This is a genomic window from Algoriphagus sp. 4150 (genome assembly GCF_031457395.1).
In the GTDB taxonomy this organism is placed as follows: Bacteria; Bacteroidota; Bacteroidia; order Cytophagales; family Cyclobacteriaceae; genus Algoriphagus.
On sequence record NZ_JAVDWS010000001.1, the window covers coordinates 107,801 to 125,464 of the forward strand.

At 36.5% G+C, this 17,664-nt stretch carries 16 protein-coding genes; all 16 read left to right on the forward strand.

The window, feature by feature from the left end; genetic code table 11:
* Nucleotides 1-274 precede the first annotated feature (274 nt).
* The 16 genes from J2X69_RS00450 to J2X69_RS00520 all read left to right on the forward strand — a co-directional run bounded on the left by J2X69_RS00450 (nucleotide 275) and on the right by J2X69_RS00520 (nucleotide 17,657).
* Complete coding sequence (locus J2X69_RS00450; protein WP_310096732.1) at nucleotides 275-889, forward strand: hypothetical protein; 615 nt, start codon at nucleotides 275-277, stop codon at nucleotides 887-889.
* A gap of 749 nt (nucleotides 890-1,638) precedes the next feature.
* Nucleotides 1,639-2,955 (forward strand): UDP-glucose/GDP-mannose dehydrogenase family protein, encoded by a 1,317-nt coding sequence (locus tag J2X69_RS00455; RefSeq protein ID WP_310096733.1) that lies wholly within the window; start codon nucleotides 1,639-1,641, stop codon nucleotides 2,953-2,955.
* Nucleotides 2,956-3,170: 215 nt separating this feature from the next.
* The gene (locus J2X69_RS00460) at nucleotides 3,171-4,169 is read left to right on the forward strand and encodes a sugar phosphate nucleotidyltransferase (RefSeq protein ID WP_310096735.1); all 999 of its coding nucleotides are present in this window, start codon (nucleotides 3,171-3,173) and stop codon (nucleotides 4,167-4,169) included.
* A 151-nt stretch (nucleotides 4,170-4,320) separates the two neighbouring features.
* Nucleotides 4,321-4,701 carry a four helix bundle protein gene (locus J2X69_RS00465; RefSeq protein WP_310096737.1) on the forward strand — a complete coding sequence of 127 codons (381 nt, stop codon included), beginning with the start codon at nucleotides 4,321-4,323 and terminating at the stop codon, nucleotides 4,699-4,701.
* A 131-nt stretch (nucleotides 4,702-4,832) separates the two neighbouring features.
* Nucleotides 4,833-5,783: a GDP-L-fucose synthase gene (locus J2X69_RS00470; protein ID WP_310096739.1), complete on the forward strand. Its 951-nt coding sequence runs from the start codon at nucleotides 4,833-4,835 to the stop codon at nucleotides 5,781-5,783.
* A gap of 370 nt (nucleotides 5,784-6,153) precedes the next feature.
* On the forward strand, nucleotides 6,154-7,317 hold the full coding sequence (gmd, locus tag J2X69_RS00475) for a GDP-mannose 4,6-dehydratase (RefSeq protein WP_310096741.1): 1,164 nt from the start codon (nucleotides 6,154-6,156) through the stop codon (nucleotides 7,315-7,317).
* A 171-nt stretch (nucleotides 7,318-7,488) separates the two neighbouring features.
* Nucleotides 7,489-9,024 (forward strand): hypothetical protein, encoded by a 1,536-nt coding sequence (locus tag J2X69_RS00480; RefSeq protein ID WP_310096743.1) that lies wholly within the window; start codon nucleotides 7,489-7,491, stop codon nucleotides 9,022-9,024.
* A gap of 8 nt (nucleotides 9,025-9,032) precedes the next feature.
* A complete protein-coding gene (locus J2X69_RS00485) occupies nucleotides 9,033-10,070 on the forward strand; it encodes a nitroreductase family protein (protein ID WP_310096746.1) in 1,038 nt (345 codons plus the stop codon).
* Nucleotides 10,067-11,203: a polysaccharide pyruvyl transferase family protein gene (locus J2X69_RS00490; RefSeq protein WP_310096747.1), complete on the forward strand. Its 1,137-nt coding sequence runs from the start codon at nucleotides 10,067-10,069 to the stop codon at nucleotides 11,201-11,203. The genes J2X69_RS00485 and J2X69_RS00490 overlap by 4 nt, the downstream gene beginning before the upstream one ends.
* On the forward strand, nucleotides 11,191-12,345 hold the full coding sequence (locus tag J2X69_RS00495) for a hypothetical protein (protein ID WP_310096749.1): 1,155 nt from the start codon (nucleotides 11,191-11,193) through the stop codon (nucleotides 12,343-12,345). The genes J2X69_RS00490 and J2X69_RS00495 overlap by 13 nt, the downstream gene beginning before the upstream one ends.
* Before the next feature lie 278 nt (nucleotides 12,346-12,623).
* Nucleotides 12,624-13,667, forward strand: a complete 1,044-nt coding sequence (locus J2X69_RS24785; RefSeq protein WP_409014362.1) for an EpsG family protein — start codon at nucleotides 12,624-12,626, stop codon at nucleotides 13,665-13,667.
* Nucleotides 13,668-13,806: 139 nt separating this feature from the next.
* Entirely contained in the window at nucleotides 13,807-14,463 is a 657-nt protein-coding gene (locus J2X69_RS24790; protein WP_409014363.1) for a CatB-related O-acetyltransferase, read from the forward strand.
* On the forward strand, nucleotides 14,438-15,061 hold the full coding sequence (locus tag J2X69_RS00505; RefSeq protein WP_310096750.1) for an acyltransferase: 624 nt from the start codon (nucleotides 14,438-14,440) through the stop codon (nucleotides 15,059-15,061). The genes J2X69_RS24790 and J2X69_RS00505 overlap by 26 nt, the downstream gene beginning before the upstream one ends.
* 34 nt (nucleotides 15,062-15,095) lie before the next feature.
* The gene (locus tag J2X69_RS00510) at nucleotides 15,096-15,926 is read left to right on the forward strand and encodes a glycosyltransferase family 2 protein (protein ID WP_310096751.1); all 831 of its coding nucleotides are present in this window, start codon (nucleotides 15,096-15,098) and stop codon (nucleotides 15,924-15,926) included.
* A gap of 5 nt (nucleotides 15,927-15,931) precedes the next feature.
* A complete protein-coding gene (locus tag J2X69_RS00515) occupies nucleotides 15,932-17,119 on the forward strand; it encodes a glycosyltransferase (protein ID WP_310096753.1) in 1,188 nt (395 codons plus the stop codon).
* On the forward strand, nucleotides 17,103-17,657 hold the full coding sequence (locus tag J2X69_RS00520) for a WcaF family extracellular polysaccharide biosynthesis acetyltransferase (RefSeq protein ID WP_310096755.1): 555 nt from the start codon (nucleotides 17,103-17,105) through the stop codon (nucleotides 17,655-17,657). The genes J2X69_RS00515 and J2X69_RS00520 overlap by 17 nt, the downstream gene beginning before the upstream one ends.
* Nucleotides 17,658-17,664 lie beyond the last annotated feature (7 nt).

A 17,664-nucleotide genomic window follows, 5' to 3' on the forward strand; every position in this document is an offset into this window, starting at 1 on the left:
CCATTAAAAATCAAAATATAAACGCATGAAAGTTAATACTCCAATGGTCGTATCCAAGCAGGTTGGGACAAACTCTCCAATAGAGCTACCGACACCATTTATGGGAAGGAATAACTCTCGTTGGCATCATTGTGGACTACCATTAGACCTAGTAAAGTATTTAGAAATCAGTGAAAATGTATCAAACTATTAATAATAAGGATATTAAATCAAAGCAGAGAAACCCTTTGCCTCAACCTATTATTTTTCACCATTGACCAGGTAAGAATTGCCCATGGATGTTTTGAACTATCTGAGTAAACTGGCAACAGGTTACCACACCAAATCTCTTAGGATTTCGGGTATTGCCGTGAAGTACAAATTCTACGGGAAACCCGTCCCTTTTGATCCAATTACCATGCTCAAAGAACTACAATTCAAGTCTCAAGACCCTAAATGCCATAATGTGATTTTACACGAACCATTAAAGGATATTGCTGACAGTAAGCTGATTATTGGGGGCAAATTGAAACCTGTGATTGTTGCTGATTTTACTATCAATGACTGTCAGTTCAAAGTGGTAAGAGCGGTTACTACCCAAGATAAACTGAGATACAGCAGGTATGAATTTTATGCAGATGGCAAAATCATGGCTGTTTTCCAACGCACCTACGATTATGGTAAGTCATTTGATAGTCTGATGCTGGGATTTGTACAAAATCCTGATTCTCCTACCTTTGAAGGCACTAGTATATTCAAGGGATTTCATAATTCGGGGCAGTGGATTCTTGGCGAAGTATTTGGACATACCCAACTCTGGTTGGTTTTTGACCCTAAGAAGGTAGAAATGGTCCAGCAACAGATTTTATTGGCAAGTAATGTATCTAGTGACCAAAAGCATTTTCAATAGTATAAAATCAAGAGTGACCGGAATATTGGGCGCCAGTATGGTTATAATTCAATGATATACAGGTTATTCTGGTTTTCGGGACAAGTTATGACCATTGAAAAACAAATTATCAATACATGAAATCGAGCATGTCGAAGACGACACACAACTTGTCCCGAACTTGCTTCGGGAGAGGGATGATTATTCGCCTGGCGAGATTCTCCCGAATCAAGTTCGGGACAGGCTATCTGTCCTTTAAAAATCAAATTATAAACAGATGAAATTTATATAGAAAAATAGGACAAAAAATGAGTACAAAAATTACTCACTTGTTTATCTTTACAAATTGAAACGGATAGGAAAGCCCCTAAATAAAACAATAATTGGACACTTTTTAGTCCCAATACCCAAAAAATCGGTTTTAATTCGTTTCGAGTTTTCACCTAACCAGCTAGCATACGCTAAGACTATTCCACTCTAAACAAGCAAGTCGGATTTCCTTAATGGATAGAGAGAAATATCTATTTCAATGGGAGATTATTACCTTGCTTTTTTGAGAACGGAATGGGACTGAAAGGGCGAAGCTGTGCAAAGTCTGGACTTACACTTTAAGTGTTTACACCGCCATTGAAGCAAGGCCAAACTGGAATTTTGAAGTCGTCAGCTATTTACGGCAAGCTCCAAGCGGGTAAAGTAATCCGTAAGGAAAAATCACATAATACAGAAATCATATTCTTTTATAAATTACTAACACTACAAAATAAACATTCATGAAAATCGCAGTAGTAGGTACCGGCTATGTGGGACTGGTATCAGGAGCATGTTTTGCCGATGTAGGAATTGAAGTTACCTGTGTAGACATCGATCAGAAGAAAATTGACAACTTGAAGCAGGGCATTATGCCTATCTACGAGCCTGGTTTGGAAGAGGTTGTCGTAAGAAATTATAAAAGTGGAAGACTGAAGTTCAGCACTGACCTGGGTGAGGCCATTCAGGGAGCTTCGGTGGCCTTTATTGCCGTGGGAACCCCTCCGGGTGAGGACGGTTCTGCTGATTTGAAATACGTGCTTGCTGTTGCGGATGAGATCGGAGCCAAGATGACCGACTACATCGTAGTGGCCACCAAGAGCACCGTTCCGGTGACCACGGGAGAAAAAGTCCGTGCGTCCATCAAGGGAGCATTGGACAGACGGGGTTCTGAATTGCCTTTTGCGGTAGCCTCGAATCCTGAGTTTCTGAAGGAAGGTGCCGCGGTAGAGGATTTCCTGAAGCCGGACAGAATTGTGATCGGAGTGGATGATGAGCGTGCGGAAGAAATCATGAAGCGTCTATACAAACCGTTTCAGCTTAGCGGAGAGCGTATTATCTACATGGATATTCCGTCGGCAGAGATGACCAAATATGCGGCAAATGCGATGCTGGCGACCAAGATATCTTTTATGAACGACATAGCCAACCTGTGTGAACTGGTGGGTGCGGATGCCAACATGGTCAGAAAGGGAATAGGTTCGGATCCAAGAATTGGCAACAAGTTTATCTACCCGGGAGTGGGTTACGGAGGTTCCTGCTTTCCCAAGGATGTAAAGGCAATTGTCAAGACTGCCAAGCAGTACGGCTATGACCTAAGGGTCTTGCAGGCAGTGGAGGATGTGAACGACGACCAGAAGCATGTCCTGGCCAATAAGGTAAAAGCACATTTCGGAGAGGATTTGACGGGAAAAACATTTGCGATGTGGGGATTGAGTTTCAAACCAAACACCGACGATATGCGTGAGGCACCTGCCGCGGTGATCATCGATGAGTTGCGTGCTGCCGGAGCCACGGTGAAAGCATACGATCCCATCGCGATGGATGAGGCCAAAGCGCATTATATATTCGACAAAGTGACTTACTGCAAGGATGCATATGAAGCTCTGGTGGATGCGGATGCACTGCTGCTGGTGACGGAATGGTCAGAATTCCGTATTCCAAGCTGGGATGTGATGGGCAAACTGCTGAAGAACAAGGTGATCTTTGACGGTAGAAATATCTATGACAAGAAATATCTGAGCACCCTAGGTTACCAGACTTACGGTATTGGGAGTTGATCGGTGATTCGTCATTGCGGGTGGCACACGAGCCCGCAATGACGTGTTTTTTGATTAAGGCTTAATCGTTTAAAGTTTAATAGTTTAAGCTTAATCCTTTAAACCCTTAACCTTTAATCTTAAACAACCGGATTGCCGCGCTCGTACCTCGCTCGCAATGACGTATACCTTAACCTTTTAACCATAAACCTTCAACTTTTAACTTTCTCGTACTCTTGCAAACAATAAACGTAATCCTATCAGGTGGTGTGGGCTCGAGGCTTTGGCCTCTTTCCCGCAAATCCCAACCTAAGCAGTACCTTCCTATTTTTGAAGGAGAAACCTTATTCCAAAATACAGTAAGGAGAAATTCGGAATTTTGCGATCAGGCGATGGTAGTGGGTAATTGTGACAACTTCGAACTTTCAAGAAAAGATCTTATAGCTGCGGGTATTGCCGATTATGTAGAGATTATTGAGGCCTGTCCACGTAATACGGCAGCTGCGATAGCTTTCGCCGCCTTTGCAGCCCAGCCGGATGATATCTTGTTTGTTACTCCTTCAGATCATCTGATAGAGTCAGGGCAAGCCTATCAGCTGGCTGTGGGTAGAGCTATCCAACTTGCGAAGGAAGGCTGTATCGTCACATTTGGACTAAAACCTACCAAGCCGGAAACAGGTTTTGGCTATATAGAGGCTAATGGTGAAGAAGTAAAAGGATTCCGTGAAAAGCCGAATTTGGAAACTGCAGAAGCATTTTTGAAAAGCGGTAATTTCTTTTGGAATTCAGGAATGTTCTGCTTTAAGAGTGGAGTATATCTGGAAGAATTGAAAGCTTTTGAGCCGGAAGTGTATGCTAAATCCAAAACTGCTTTTGAATCAGCTAAAGCCGGTAAACTGGATTTTGAGCTATCCATGCAAATCCCGTCTATATCGGTGGATTATGCAGTAATGGAAAAGACAAGGAAGATCAGAGTGGTTCCTTCAGAATTTGCATGGTCCGATATGGGATCTTTCGAATCTATCTACGAGCATTTCAAAAAGCAGGGGCATGCGGTGGATTCCAAAGGTAATATGGTCATAGGAACCAGCCTTCACACAGAATTCTTAGGTTTGAAAAACACACTTCTTATCCAAACTGCTGACGCTATCCTAGTGCTGAAAAAAGAAAATGCCCAGGATGTGAAGAAAGTGTTTGAGCGACTGGAGAAGGAGAAACCGGAGTTGGTGGGGTAGTTTATTCGGATTAAAGATTAAATGATTAAAAGTTTAAAGGGTTTGTAATTATATCATTAAGGTTTAAATGATTAATTGTCAATAGTATAGATTAAAAAACTGCACATGAGTCCGACAACCTACTATACCTAATTCTTTTGAAAAGCTCGAAGTGTATCAGTTAGCGCGTAAATTCCGTGTCGAAATAAAAAAGCTTACAAAGTCTTTCTCTTCTGATGAAAAATTTGAACTAACTAGTCAAATTAGGAGATCATCATCCAGCATTGCTACCAACCTAGCCGAAGGATCTGGCAGAGCTAGCCTAAAAGATCAGGCACATTTTACAAATATTTCTTTTTCAAGTGCTTTGGAGACAATCGACCACCTCACTTATGCATTTGATATGGAGTATATTAATGAAGAGTTGTACAGTTCTTTTAGGATGAAAGATGATGCAATCATCCAGAAACTTAATTCGCTTTATAAATATCAAATTGGGTCAACCAGTGATTTAAAGTCAAAATTTAGAGATGATTCTAAACTTAACCTTTAAACCTCTTGACCCCATATTTGATTAAGGCTTAATCGTTTAAAGTTTAATCCTTAAACCTTAATCCTTAAACCTTTAACCCTTAACATCTAAGCCCCTCTCAACCTTTTACTAAAAAAGATCAACTAAATAAAGTGACAAAAACTATCAAAATTTACATCGCCGGCCACCGTGGTATGGTAGGCTCCGCCATTTGGAGAGCCTTAGAAGCCAAAGGCTACAATAAACTAGTAGGTAAAACCTCCAAAGAACTCGACCTTAGAAATAAGGAAGCTGTGGAAGCATTTTTTGATCAAGAGAAGCCAGATGTGGTGATCGATGCGGCTGCCAGAGTAGGGGGGATTTTGGCCAACAACAATTATCCCTATCAGTTTTTGATGGAGAATATGCAGATTCAGAATAATCTCATAGACTCTTCCTTGAGCACTGATGTACAGAAATTTATCTTCTTGGGATCTTCCTGTATCTATCCAAAATTGGCTCCTCAGCCATTGAAGGAAGAGTACTTGCTTACAGGACCTCTAGAGCCTACCAATGAATGGTATGCCATAGCCAAGATCACCGGTGTGAAAGCCTGTGAAGCTATCAGAAAACAATTTGGGAAAGATTACATTTCGCTTATGCCGACCAACTTGTACGGTACGCACGATAATTTCGATTTGAATACCTCTCATGTGCTGCCCGCAATGATGAGAAAATTTCACGAGGCAAAGGAGAATGGGAATACAGCAGTGGAACTGTGGGGATCCGGTACTCCTAAGCGGGAATTTCTCTTTGTGGAAGATTTGGCGGACGCCGTGGTTTATTCTCTGGAAAATAAATTTCAGGACAACTTGTACAATGTGGGTACAGGAACAGATCTCACTATCAAAGAACTGGCTGAACTGATCCAAAAAACGGTAGGACATACCGGAGAGATCAAATGGGATTCTAGCAAACCTGACGGAACGCCCAGAAAATTGATGGATGTATCCAAAATGGAACAAGCGGGATGGAAAGCAAAAGTAGGCTTGGAAGAAGGAATCACGAGAACCTATGAGTGGTTCTTGGAGAATCAGGAGACGTTTAAGCAGGTTAAATTGTAAATGGGTTAGGGCTTAACCGTTTAAAGTTTAATAGTTTAACCCTTTAATCTTTAAACCTTAAACCCTTAATCTTTAACAACTCGATTGCCGCGCTCGTACCTCGCTCGCAATGACGTGTACCAGCTAGGCTTAACCGTTTAAAGTTTAATAGTTTAACCCTTTAAACCTTAAACCCTTAATCTTTAACAACTCGATTGCCGCGCTCGTACCTCGCTCGCAATGACGTGTACCAGCTAGGCTTAATCGTTTAAAGTTTAATAGTTTAACCCTTAACCTTTTAAACCTTAATCCCTTCAAGCAATTCAAAACAATAATTCACATTGGATCTCTGTGCCAGCTCAGTGATGCAATGTGACCAAACTTATACCTTATGAAAACCGCACTCATTACCGGTATCACCGGCCAAGACGGCTCTTACTTAGCCGAACTTTTATTGGAAAAAGGCTACATGGTCCATGGGATCAAGCGTAGAGCTTCTTCATTCAATACCCAGCGTGTAGATCATCTTTATCAGGACCAGCACGAGAAATCTGTGAACTTCAAAATGCACTACGGCGATTTGACGGATTCAATGAATGTGATCCGTATTATCCAAGAAGTGCAGCCGGATGAGATTTACAATCTGGGGGCGATGTCCCATGTGAAAGTGTCCTTTGATTCTCCTGAGTATGTAGCCAATGTAGATGGCATAGGAACCTTAAGGATTCTGGAGGCAGTGCGAATTCTGGGAATGGAAAAGAAGACCAGAATTTATCAAGCCTCTACTTCAGAGCTGTACGGAGGAATGCCGGAAAACAAAAATGCTGCAGGGTTTTATGACGAGAGCTCTCCTTTTTATCCACGTTCTCCGTATGGAGCGGCAAAGATTTACGGTTTCTGGATCACCAAAAATTACCGTGAAGCCTATGGAATGTATGCCTGCAATGGGATCTTGTTTAACCACGAGTCTCCAAGAAGAGGCGAGACTTTTGTCACTCGCAAGATCACCATGGCTACTGCTGCCATTGCCTTGGGCATGCAGGATTGCCTGTACTTGGGCAATTTGGAAGCATTGAGGGATTGGGGTCATGCAAAGGACTACGTAAAAGCCATGTATTTGATCCTTCAGCAGGAGAAAGCTGAAGATTTTGTAATCGCTACCGGTGTGACTACCAAGGTGAGGGATTTTGTCCAAATGTCCTTTGCTCATGTAGGCTTCAATATCCGCTGGAAAGGCGCGGGAGTCAACGAAGTGGGTATTTTGGATTCAGTTGATGAGCAGAAATACTTCGAAGCTACCGGGGAAGCAATTAAACCTTTAATTGGTAATCTTTTAAACAAAGAAATCATCCGCGTGGATCCAACATACTTCCGCCCAACAGAAGTCGATTTACTCCTAGGCGATCCTACCAAGTCCAAAACCCAACTGGGCTGGGAACCGGAATACGATTTGGCAGGATTGGTAGGGGATATGATGTCTTCTGATATCAAGTTAATGCAAAAGGATATGCATTTGGTACAAGGTGGGCACGAGGTTTTTAGGCAGTCGGAGTAATAACTGCCTAAAAGTGATAGTATTATAAAGGTATGGTGATGTTTTTGTTGTCACTTATGCCTTTATATATACTTAAAATTCTGTTAGTTTGCAGATGATTTCTAATTACTTATTATGATTTAAAATTTAAAAATATTTTAATGATGTCTTATACCTTTATTAGCTTATTAATTGAAAGCCGCTAATAGAGTATTGTTTAATACTGGGATTACTTACGCAAGAGCTATAGTAACGTCCTTGATTGCACTTTATTCTACACGTTTAATATTAAGTGCATTAGGAGCAGAAGATTATGGTTTATATAATGTTATCGGAGGTATGATAGCTATGTTAGCTTTTTTAAATGCCGCTATGACAACTTCAACTCAAAGATTTCTTTCATTTAATATGGGGAGGGAAAATATTGAGAAGATTAGAAAAGTCTTTGCTAACAGCCTATTAGTCCATTTTTTTCTTGGTATACTAATAGTTGCATTCATTGAATTAGTTGGGTTTTACTTGATTAGGAATGAATTACAAATTAGCCAAGATAAGATCTCAATAGCTATATATATACTCCATTTTGTTGTTGCATCAACATTTGTTACAATTATATCTGTTCCTTATGATGCCGTTATTATTGCGAATGAAAATATGGGTTTTTTAGCTCTAGTTAATATAATAGATTCATTATTCAAAGTGGCTATAGCATTGAGTTTGTCTCTTATTAGTGATGATAGATTGTTTTATTTTGGTTTGCTTACTATGGTTTCTGCTATAATAATCCGGATAATTAAGGGAGTTTATACAAAAAGAAAATATGATGAAGCAAATGTTAACTTATTTAACTATTATGATTTAAATCAAATTAAAGACTTAACATCATTTGCGGGATGGAGTTTATTTGGCGCTATGTGTTCAGTTGCTCGTAATCAGGGAGTTGCTGTATTGTTGAACTTATTTTATTCTACTATTATTAATGCGGCTTACGGAATTGCTAATCAGATAAATAGCCAATTGATGTTTTTTTCCCAAACACTGATGAGTGCCATGCGCCCTCAAATAATTAAAAGTGAAGGAGCAAACAATAGGGAAAAAATGATCAGACTCGCTATTACTGCCAATCAATTTTCTTTTTTTTTATTTACATTATTTGCGCTTCCTGTTTTTTCTGAGATGCCCTTAATTTTGGATTTGTGGTTAGATGAGGTCCCTGATTATACAGTGGAATTTTGTAGGTCTATTATTTTATTGACCATGATGAATCAAATTAATATGGGATTAATGACGGCTGTTCAAGCTATTGGTAAGATTAAAGTTTATCAATTGGTAGCTGGTGGAATTCAATTATTCACACTCCCAATAGGCTTTATTTTCTTAAAAGAAGGTTTTCCCCCATACTCTGTAATTTTGATTTCCTTTGTATTAGAAAGTGTTTCGACAGTTTTTAGAATTTTTTATTTTCAACATCTAACTAGCTATCCTGTAATAAAATATTTTAAAGAAGTGATTTTAAGTTCATTTATTAGTATGATTCCTCCTGTTGCACTAGTTTATTTTTTAAGTAAACATTTGAATAATGATTTTCTCGGTTTTATAATAATTGGTTTAGTTTCTAGTATTACATATTGCTTAAGTATTTATTATTTTAGTTTGTCGGTGGGGGATAAAAATATGCTTAAACAATTGTCTGTAAATGTTAAAAATAAAATTTCATCAAGATTCTAATTTCAATCATGCTAAGAGTTATTTTGCGAAAGATTAAACTATTTTATACTGATTCATTACCTGCATATTTTATAGCAACGCCTTTGCATAGTAGTATTTACTACTTGCTGTTCTCCTCCACGTTTAAAAGGGAGCAACATGCTGTTTTAGCCGGTAAAGTCAAACATTTTAGAGAGACGAAGAGAGATAATGCAAATATTTATACTCTTATTAGAAATATTCATCGTATTGAAAAAGGTTTATTGATGCGACCCCGGAAGGATGTTTTTGCGCTTAACTTTATTAAGCAAACTATGGATATTTTTGAGAAAACTTATCAGCCTTCTAGCTGCACTGAAAATTCTCAAATTAAATGGGCTCATGACGTGTTATGCGAGTTTTTTAATTCAACAGGTTCTCATCCAATATTAAACGTAGAGCGTACGAGATTTAACAATATTTCTAATCAAAGTAAGATATTTACCCCGACTTCGATTCCTTACAAAAGATTGCAAGAAAATAAACCCGAAATTTCCTATGAAGCTTTTTATAAATTAGCAAGATATAGGAGGTCTGTAAGATGGTTTTTGAATAAGAAGGTTCCGCATGAATTGCTTGATAAGGCTATATTAGCAGCTAATCAAGCTCCAAGCGCTTGTAATAGGCAGCCATATGAATATAGGATTATCGATGATCCAGAATTACTTAAAGCAGTCAGAGCAATCCCAATGGGGTTAAAAGGATATGATCATAACATTCCTGTAATGATTGTGGTAATAGGAAACCTTGATGCATATTCTTATGAAGGTGACCGACATGTAATTTACATAGATGGCTCTTTAGCTAATATGTGCTTTATGCTTGCGCTAGAGACAATGGGATTGAGTTCCTGTTCTGTTAATTGGCCGGATATAGAGCAATTGGAAAGGAAAATGGAAAAGGTATTGAATTTAGAGAAACACCAAAGGCCAATAATGTGCATGGCGGTGGGATACCCTGATCCTGAAGGGTTGGTAGCTTATTCTGAAAAAAGAAGTTTAAACGATTTAAGAAAATACAATCAATGAAAATTCAAATTGATGGAACCAATACTGCAAATAAAGGTGCAGAGTTGATGCTATATGCAATTCTACAAGAAATTGAAAGGAGGTTTTCGAATTCAGTAGTTTTCTATAACCCTAATAGTGTGGATAATCCTATTCCCATATTGACTGACTTACAATTTAAAACCCGATTTCCTATAAATAATAAATTAAATCGTTATCCATTGGGTATTTTGAGACGACTTGGATTACCTCATTCTTATTTCACTCCTAAGTATGCTAATAAAGATATAGATATCGTCCTTGATGGAGGAGGTTTTCAATTTTCAGACCAATGGAATTACAGCACAAAATCACTTGATGTGATGGAAAATTATTACTCAAAGCTTAAAAAGAATAAAACAAAGCTCATTTTTTTATCTCAGGCTTTTGGTCCTTTTAATACAGAAAATGGTAAAAGATCAGTAAAAATTATAAGTAAATATGCTGATCTGATAGTTGCAAGAGAATTGATCTCTTATAATTATTTGTTAGCAGCTGGTGCAAATGAATCAAAAGTAATATGTTTTCCTGATTTTACCTTGCCTGTGAGTGGAGCAAATATTGATAGATTTTCCCATGTGAAGGGGAAAGTTTGTATCATTCCTAATAAAAAAATGATTACCCATGCTGGTAATAATTCTTCGCAATATTTATTCTTTGTCAAGTCATTAGTTCGAGTTATAGAATCAAGTGGTTTGGAAGTATTTTTATTAAATCATGAGAGTAGTGGTGATTTCAACTTATGTAAGAATATAAATAAGGAACTTGGGGGCCATCTAGAAATATTAACTAATTTAAATGCTCTTGAAGTCAAAGGCGTTATTGGTATATCTTATGCTGTCATATCTTCTAGATTTCATGGTGTAGCTAGCGCATTAAGTCAAGGTATTCCTTGTATGGCTACAAGTTGGAACCATAAGTATGAGATGTTATTTAAGGATTATAACCAATCTGGAATGATTCTTAAGCTAGATGATGTAGATCAGTTAGCTGTTGATTTGCAAAAAATACTTGATTACGATTCTAACCGTGAAATATCAGCTGAATTGTTGAGGGAGAAAGCTCATCTGTCAACACGTATTTCCGACATGTGGGAAAAAGTATGGAAAATTTAGCAATTTCTACCGCCATAGTTGTTGTCGGATACAATCGCCCTAATTCCCTTAAGAGATTATTGAATTGTTTGAATTTAGGAGTCTATAGGGATGTTAATATTCCTTTGTTAATTAGTATAGATTATCAGGATAGTCAAGCTCATCAAGAAGTTTTAGACATTGCTTATAGTTTTATATGGAGATATGGTGAAAAGGAAGTTGTCCAACATGAAAAAAATTTGGGACTAAAAGATCACATTTTGAGTTGTGGCAATCTTACATCTCGATTTGATTCCATAATTTTATTGGAAGATGATATATATGTTTCTCCATATTTTTTTGAGTATTCTAAGGCCATGTTAAATAGATATGATGAGGATTCTAGCATTGCTGGAATTTCATTATATAAGCATTTGTGGAATGTAAACGTTTCTCGCCCATTTTATCCTCAGGAGGATAATCATGATGTTTTTTTTATGCAGTTTGCTCAGTCGTGGGGTCAATGTTGGTCTAGGCGGATGTGGATTGATTTTTATGAGTGGTACTTAGAAAACAAAAGCTTTGATTTTAGCTTAGCAACCATCCCGCTTTTTGTTCGTAGCTGGTCATCAAAATCTTGGTTGAAATTTTTTATTGCTTATTTAGTCGAAAAGAATAAGTATTTTGTTTATCCATATAAATCATTGTCCACCAATTTCGGAGATGCTGGAACTCATGTTTTTAAGAATAACTCAAAATCTCAGGTGCCTTTAATGCTCTTTTCCCTTCCCTACTCTGCACTACCTGATTTGGCTTTAGGTATTAAGTATGATGTCTTTTTTGAAAGAATTATGGACTTAAGCCATATCATTGGTGTTAGTGAGAATGAAATATGTATAGATCTGTATGGTTCGAAAGAGAGTTTTGGTGGGAAAAAGTATTTACTTACTTCCGTAGCTAGACCTTTTATAGTAAAGCAATCATTCGCATTAGATCTTAGACCTTTTGAATTAAATGTATTATTAAATCAGAAGGGTAACGATATTTTTCTTTATGATACCACACAAGCCGCAAGATCACCTCAAGTTAACCCTATCACTTTCATACTTTATGATATTCGGCATTTAGGTTTAAAGAAGTTGTTGAAATTACTCAGAAGTGAGATATTCAATTATTTTAAGTAAGTTTGTATAATGGATTTGGTATGTAATAGTTGATTTATATATGTTATGATGTTTTGTGAGTTTTGTTATAGAGGATGGTGATTTGATTTGTGTGTCTTGAGTTAAGCTATTAATGTTAACTATTATTTGCTTAAAATCATTTTATATTGCTACATGATCAGTAGAGTTTGTTGATTTGATCTATATTACAAGTAGTTTTATTTTCATAAGTATTTGAATTATTTTATGTGTTGATATGTGTAAGTTTATTATAAGTTGTAAATAGTTGGATTAGTTTTATGATTAAAATTATATTTCTTATTATTTTGTCATTGTTAGCTTTTGGTAGTTATAGGTATTTACCAAATAAAAAGATTCAACACTTTCTGAAGATATCTTGGTTGCTATACATATCTTTTCTTGTAGGTGGGAGGCAAGAAATTGGAACGGATACTCCCTCTTATGCATTACGGATCACAACAGAAGAATACGGAAGAGATTGGCTATTTGACAATCTTGTATTTATTACATCAAGTTTATCTCTACCTCACAACTACGTTTTCCTTTTTTATAGTTTCTTTACCTATCTGTTTCTTTTATTATTTACAATAAGGCAAGAGAATAGATTGCAATTATTGATTATAATGGTGTTCTTAGGTAGTCCCTTTTTTTTCAATCAAACGTTTAATATTTTTAGACAAATGCTTTCAGTGTCGATTTTTTTGTATTCAATGATTTATTTTAAGGAGACTCTAAGGTTTACTTTGTTTTTTGTTTTAGCTTTTTTAGCTCATCCTAGTTGTATTGTGATTCTTCCAGTTGTTGCAATTGTTAGGTTTGTAAAATTTAATGCTTCTACAGAGTTCATCTTAGCGCTAGTAGCTTTGATACTCTTTGTTTTTCCAAGTATCCTATTTGGAAGTATAGGATTATTTCAGAACTATCTACCTGCAGAATTTCAATTTTATTTAGCATCAAATCGCGTGGGCTACGATTCAGAAGGAATGAAATTCGGTGTTATGTTTATTATCCATACAGTACTTTTGGTCATTTTATTGATTAAAAGAAATTACCTCATCAATTTCAATATCCACTATATATTCCAGTTGTATTTAGTAGGTTTGGTTTTGTTCTACGGACTCCAACTATCCATCGATATTGTCCGTATTTCATATTATTTCATCATTTTATCTATATATTTAATTCCATTAGCATTTTGTAACTTAATTAGTCCTAAATTTCAGAATATAAGCCGTTTTATTATTCTTGTTATTTTTATTATGTATACTGTTGTTAATACAATCCATTTTTCTAGTGATATTAATTATTTTTTAGATAATTGAATGCTAGTTTATGTGTTAACTGTTGATTAAGTATTTTTCAATATATATAGTTTTTCATATTTAGTTTTTCAACTGAATTGCAATTCGAATTCCGGTTAAATTATTGATAGGTTTACTATACATCATAAATGTAGATTAGATGAAAAGATTTATTAAGAATATATATCATAGATTTAAGAATCCTAGCTCTAAGATATCTTGGAGTTCAAATGTTTCCTTAGATTGTACTCTTAACAGGGATTCTCGAGTACTTTCTAATTGCTCCATTAGCCAATGTTCTATAGGTCGTTTTACATATATAGGTAAAGGATGTACATTTGAGAGAACAACTATTGGCTCTTTTTGTAGCATAGGTCCAGAAGTTATATGTGGTATGGGAGAACACCCGCTTTCGTTTATTTCTACATATCCTGGGTTTTATTCGAAAAATGCATCAGGGTCGGTTTTTTTAGGCTCTGTAGTAAATTTTGAAGATAAAAGCTCCGTTAATATTGGGGCTGACGTATGGATAGGTGCTAGGGCTATAATTAAAGGTGGAATTAAAATTGGAAATGGTGCTGTTATAGCTGCTGGTGCTGTGGTTACTAAAGATGTTCCCGAATTTTCTATAGTCGGCGGGGTTCCAGCCAAAATTATTAAATACCGATTTTCAGAGGAACTAATACAATCAATATCTGCTAGCAGGTGGTGGGATATGCCTCTTAGTATTTTAATGGATTTTGCTTTTTTGGCTAATTCTCCTGCCGAATTTATATCTAAACTTAGTTCCTATGAGCATAAAGACTCTGATTCGTAGTTTTAAAAAGGAAATTTTAACTATACTGTATTCTCCAAGGTTTATTTGGGATATACCTTTTTGTCTTATTGTATTTGGAGATTGGAGGATGTCTTGGCGTTTTTATGGTTTTCCATTAATTCAAAAGCACAGAAGTTCTTCAATTGTAATTGGCAAGGATTTAATATTATGCAGTATTTCAAGGAAGAACTCCATTGGTGTTTTTCAAAAAGTAATCATAAAAGCTTTGCTTCCAAATTCATGTATAACAATAGGTGACAATGTAGGTATTTCGGGCGCTACTATATCTGGCAGTAATATCAAAATAGGAAATAATGTTCTTATTGGAAGTGGAGTTTTAATTACTGATAGCGATTCGCACTCTATCCTGCCTTCGAAGAGACATGATTCATCGTATATAGTTTCTAAGCCTATTATAATTGAAGATGATGTATTTATCGGTGCAAGATCTATAGTTATGAAAGGTGTTACTATTGGCGGAGGCTCTGTTATAGGTGCTGGATCTGTAGTTACAAAATCTATTCCTGCTATGCACATTGCCGCCGGCAACCCTGCAACTATTATTAAACGTATCGAAGATCCTGATTATTTGCCTTAAGCTGTAAATTATTATTACCACTTTATTCACCACGATGGGAAAAACTGCTATCTTACTAACATGTTACAATAAATCTGACATTACTCTTAAATGTTTGAGTTTGCTGTTTAGTATAGTTGATGATAAATTTGATGTTTACTTAGTTGATGATGGGTCTACGGATGGAACAGCTGAAAGAGTTTCTCACTTCTATCCTAATGTAGTAATTATTCAGGGAGATGGTAATTTGTTTTGGACAAGAGGCATGGCTCTAGCATGGCGCAACGCAGCTAAATTTGATTATGATTTTTACATATGGTTAAATAATGATGTATATTTATTTAATAATTCTTTCAAGGAATTGTTTTCTACTTCAAAATTATTCCAAGATAAAGCTATAGTTTCAGGTATAGTAGTGAGTCAGGAAGGAATTACTCTTTATGGGGGGTATGATGCTTATAAGAAGTTAATTCAACCCACTGGTAAAGCAAATGAAATAACTTATTTGAACGGTAATTTTGTCCTAATTCCTAAATACGTGTATCAATGTGTCGGTAATTTTGATACAAAGTATCATCACGACTTGGGGGATGTAGATTATGGGTTAACTGCTAAAAAGTTGAATATTCCTGTTGTTACTACAAGAGTTGCTATAGCACGAGGAGAAACGAACTCAATTTGTAGAGAGAGAATGAATAATACTACCTTGCTTAAAAGATTTGAAAAGTTATACTCTCCACTAGGTAGCCCGCCTTCAATTAATTTTCATTTTAGAATGAAGCATAAATCTGTTTTCAACGCTGTTTCATACTTTGTTTTTCAACATCTTATTAATATAATGCCAGATAGTGTTAATAAGGCTGTTTTTGGTGATAAGTATACTTGATGTTTATGAAAGTATTAAGAGTTATAGTGACAATGCATCCTAGTTATGGTGGTCCATGTCAAGGTATAAGAAATAGCATTCCTGCTATGAAAGAGTTGGGAATAGAGAATGAAGTAGTATGCTTGGATAATAAAGATTTAGACTATGGCATGTCAGATGGTTTTTTGATACATAAAATTGGTAATGGTGTCGGCCCTTACAAGTATAATGTATCATTGAATAATTGGTTGAATAGTAATTTCAATAGATTTGATCTGGTTATCATTCACGGATTATGGCTTTATACCAGCTATGGCACATTTCGAGCTTGGAATAACTTTAAAAGAAGTAACCTGGTTTTTCCTAAATTGTATGTAATGCCACATGGCATGCTGGATCCTTATTTTCAGTTAGCACCGGAAAGAAGGCTTAAGGCTATGCGGAATACTATCTTTTGGCATCTTTTTGAAAAGAAAGTGATCAATGGAGTAGATGGTGTTCTATTTACCTGTGAAATGGAAAAGGAATTAGCGAAAGAGTCTTTTAACGATTATCTGCCTTTAAATGAAATTAATGTTGGCTATGGGATTCAAACTCCTCCTCTTTTTATTCCTGAAATGGAGGAGGAGTTTTTGATGAAATCAGGATTAACTAAAGATCAACCATTTATTCTTTTTTTGAGTAGAATTCATTCAAAAAAGGGAGTTGATTACTTGATTAAAAGCTATGTTGATCTTGTAGAAGGAGGAAAGTACAGGGATATTCCTAAACTTGTAATTGCGGGTCCTACATCCAACCGGTATGCTCAAGGGCTTATGGGATCTGTCGCCAATAGAAATGATGTGATTTTTACGGGTATGCTGCAAGGCAATGCTAAGTGGGGGGCTCTGTATTTAAGCGGGGCATTTATTTTGCCCAGTCACCAAGAAAATTTTGGTATCGCAGTAGTAGAAGCTTTAGCTTGTGGAACTCCTGTCCTAATCACTGATAAAATTAATATTTGGAAGGAAATAGAGGAAGGTAGAGGTGGATTAGTGAAAGATGATACGCTAGAAGGTACGAAAGGATTATTACAACAATGGTTTAGCTTACCTCCGGAAGATCGAGAGTTTATGGCAAAATCTGCAAAAAATACTTTTCTAAAGTATTTTACAGTAAAGTCCGCTGCTGTTCAATTTCTGGGTAAACTTAGTAGTAATGATATCAAAAGTTAATCTAAGTTTATTTGATGCCTCAAAAGGATTGGATCGTGGTGCAGGTAGGGCGACAGAAGTTCTGTGGTATTTTGTGAAAATGTTTTTTTTTCTTTCTCCTTTCCCCTATCCTTCTTCATTTAAAGCAAGACTTTTACGCTTGTTTGGTGCTAAAGTTGGTATTGGATTAGTAATCAAACCTCGTGTAAATATTCATTTTCCCTGGAAGCTATCAATTGGAAATCATGTATGGATAGGGGAGGGAGCTTTTTTGCTTAACTTCGAACCGCTAATTATAGGAAATAATGTCTGTATAAGTCAACGGGCTTTTCTCTGTGGTGGCAATCACGATTACCGGGATCCTTCTATGCCTTACAGAAATGGACCAATTACTTTAATGGATGGTGCTTGGGTTGGAGCTTCTGTATTTGTTGGACCTAATGTAACGGTAGGAATTGATACAGTACTGGCAGCTAGTTCTGTAGTGACCAAGTCTGTGCCCCACAACTCCATTATTAGAGGTAATCCGGCAGAAAATCTTGGATTAAGATGGAAGTGAGATTATA

Excerpts from the sequence above, each read along its gene's own strand:
- gmd (WP_310096741.1), top strand. The coding sequence starts at position 6,154 with ATGAAAACCGCACTCATTACCGGTATCACCGGCCAAGACGGCTCTTAC.
- J2X69_RS00495 (WP_310096749.1), top strand. The coding sequence starts at position 11,191 with ATGGAAAATTTAGCAATTTCTACCGCCATAGTTGTTGTCGGATACAAT.
- J2X69_RS00485 (WP_310096746.1), top strand. The coding sequence starts at position 9,033 with ATGCTAAGAGTTATTTTGCGAAAGATTAAACTATTTTATACTGATTCA.
- J2X69_RS00505 (WP_310096750.1), top strand. The coding sequence starts at position 14,438 with ATGAGCATAAAGACTCTGATTCGTAGTTTTAAAAAGGAAATTTTAACT.
- J2X69_RS00450 (WP_310096732.1), top strand. The coding sequence starts at position 275 with ATGGATGTTTTGAACTATCTGAGTAAACTGGCAACAGGTTACCACACC.
- J2X69_RS00455 (WP_310096733.1), top strand. The coding sequence starts at position 1,639 with ATGAAAATCGCAGTAGTAGGTACCGGCTATGTGGGACTGGTATCAGGA.
- J2X69_RS00515 (WP_310096753.1), top strand. The coding sequence starts at position 15,932 with ATGAAAGTATTAAGAGTTATAGTGACAATGCATCCTAGTTATGGTGGT.
- J2X69_RS00510 (WP_310096751.1), top strand. The coding sequence starts at position 15,096 with ATGGGAAAAACTGCTATCTTACTAACATGTTACAATAAATCTGACATT.
- J2X69_RS24790 (WP_409014363.1), top strand. The coding sequence starts at position 13,807 with ATGAAAAGATTTATTAAGAATATATATCATAGATTTAAGAATCCTAGC.
- J2X69_RS00520 (WP_310096755.1), top strand. The coding sequence starts at position 17,103 with ATGATATCAAAAGTTAATCTAAGTTTATTTGATGCCTCAAAAGGATTG.
- J2X69_RS00490 (WP_310096747.1), top strand. The coding sequence starts at position 10,067 with ATGAAAATTCAAATTGATGGAACCAATACTGCAAATAAAGGTGCAGAG.
- J2X69_RS24785 (WP_409014362.1), top strand. The coding sequence starts at position 12,624 with ATGATTAAAATTATATTTCTTATTATTTTGTCATTGTTAGCTTTTGGT.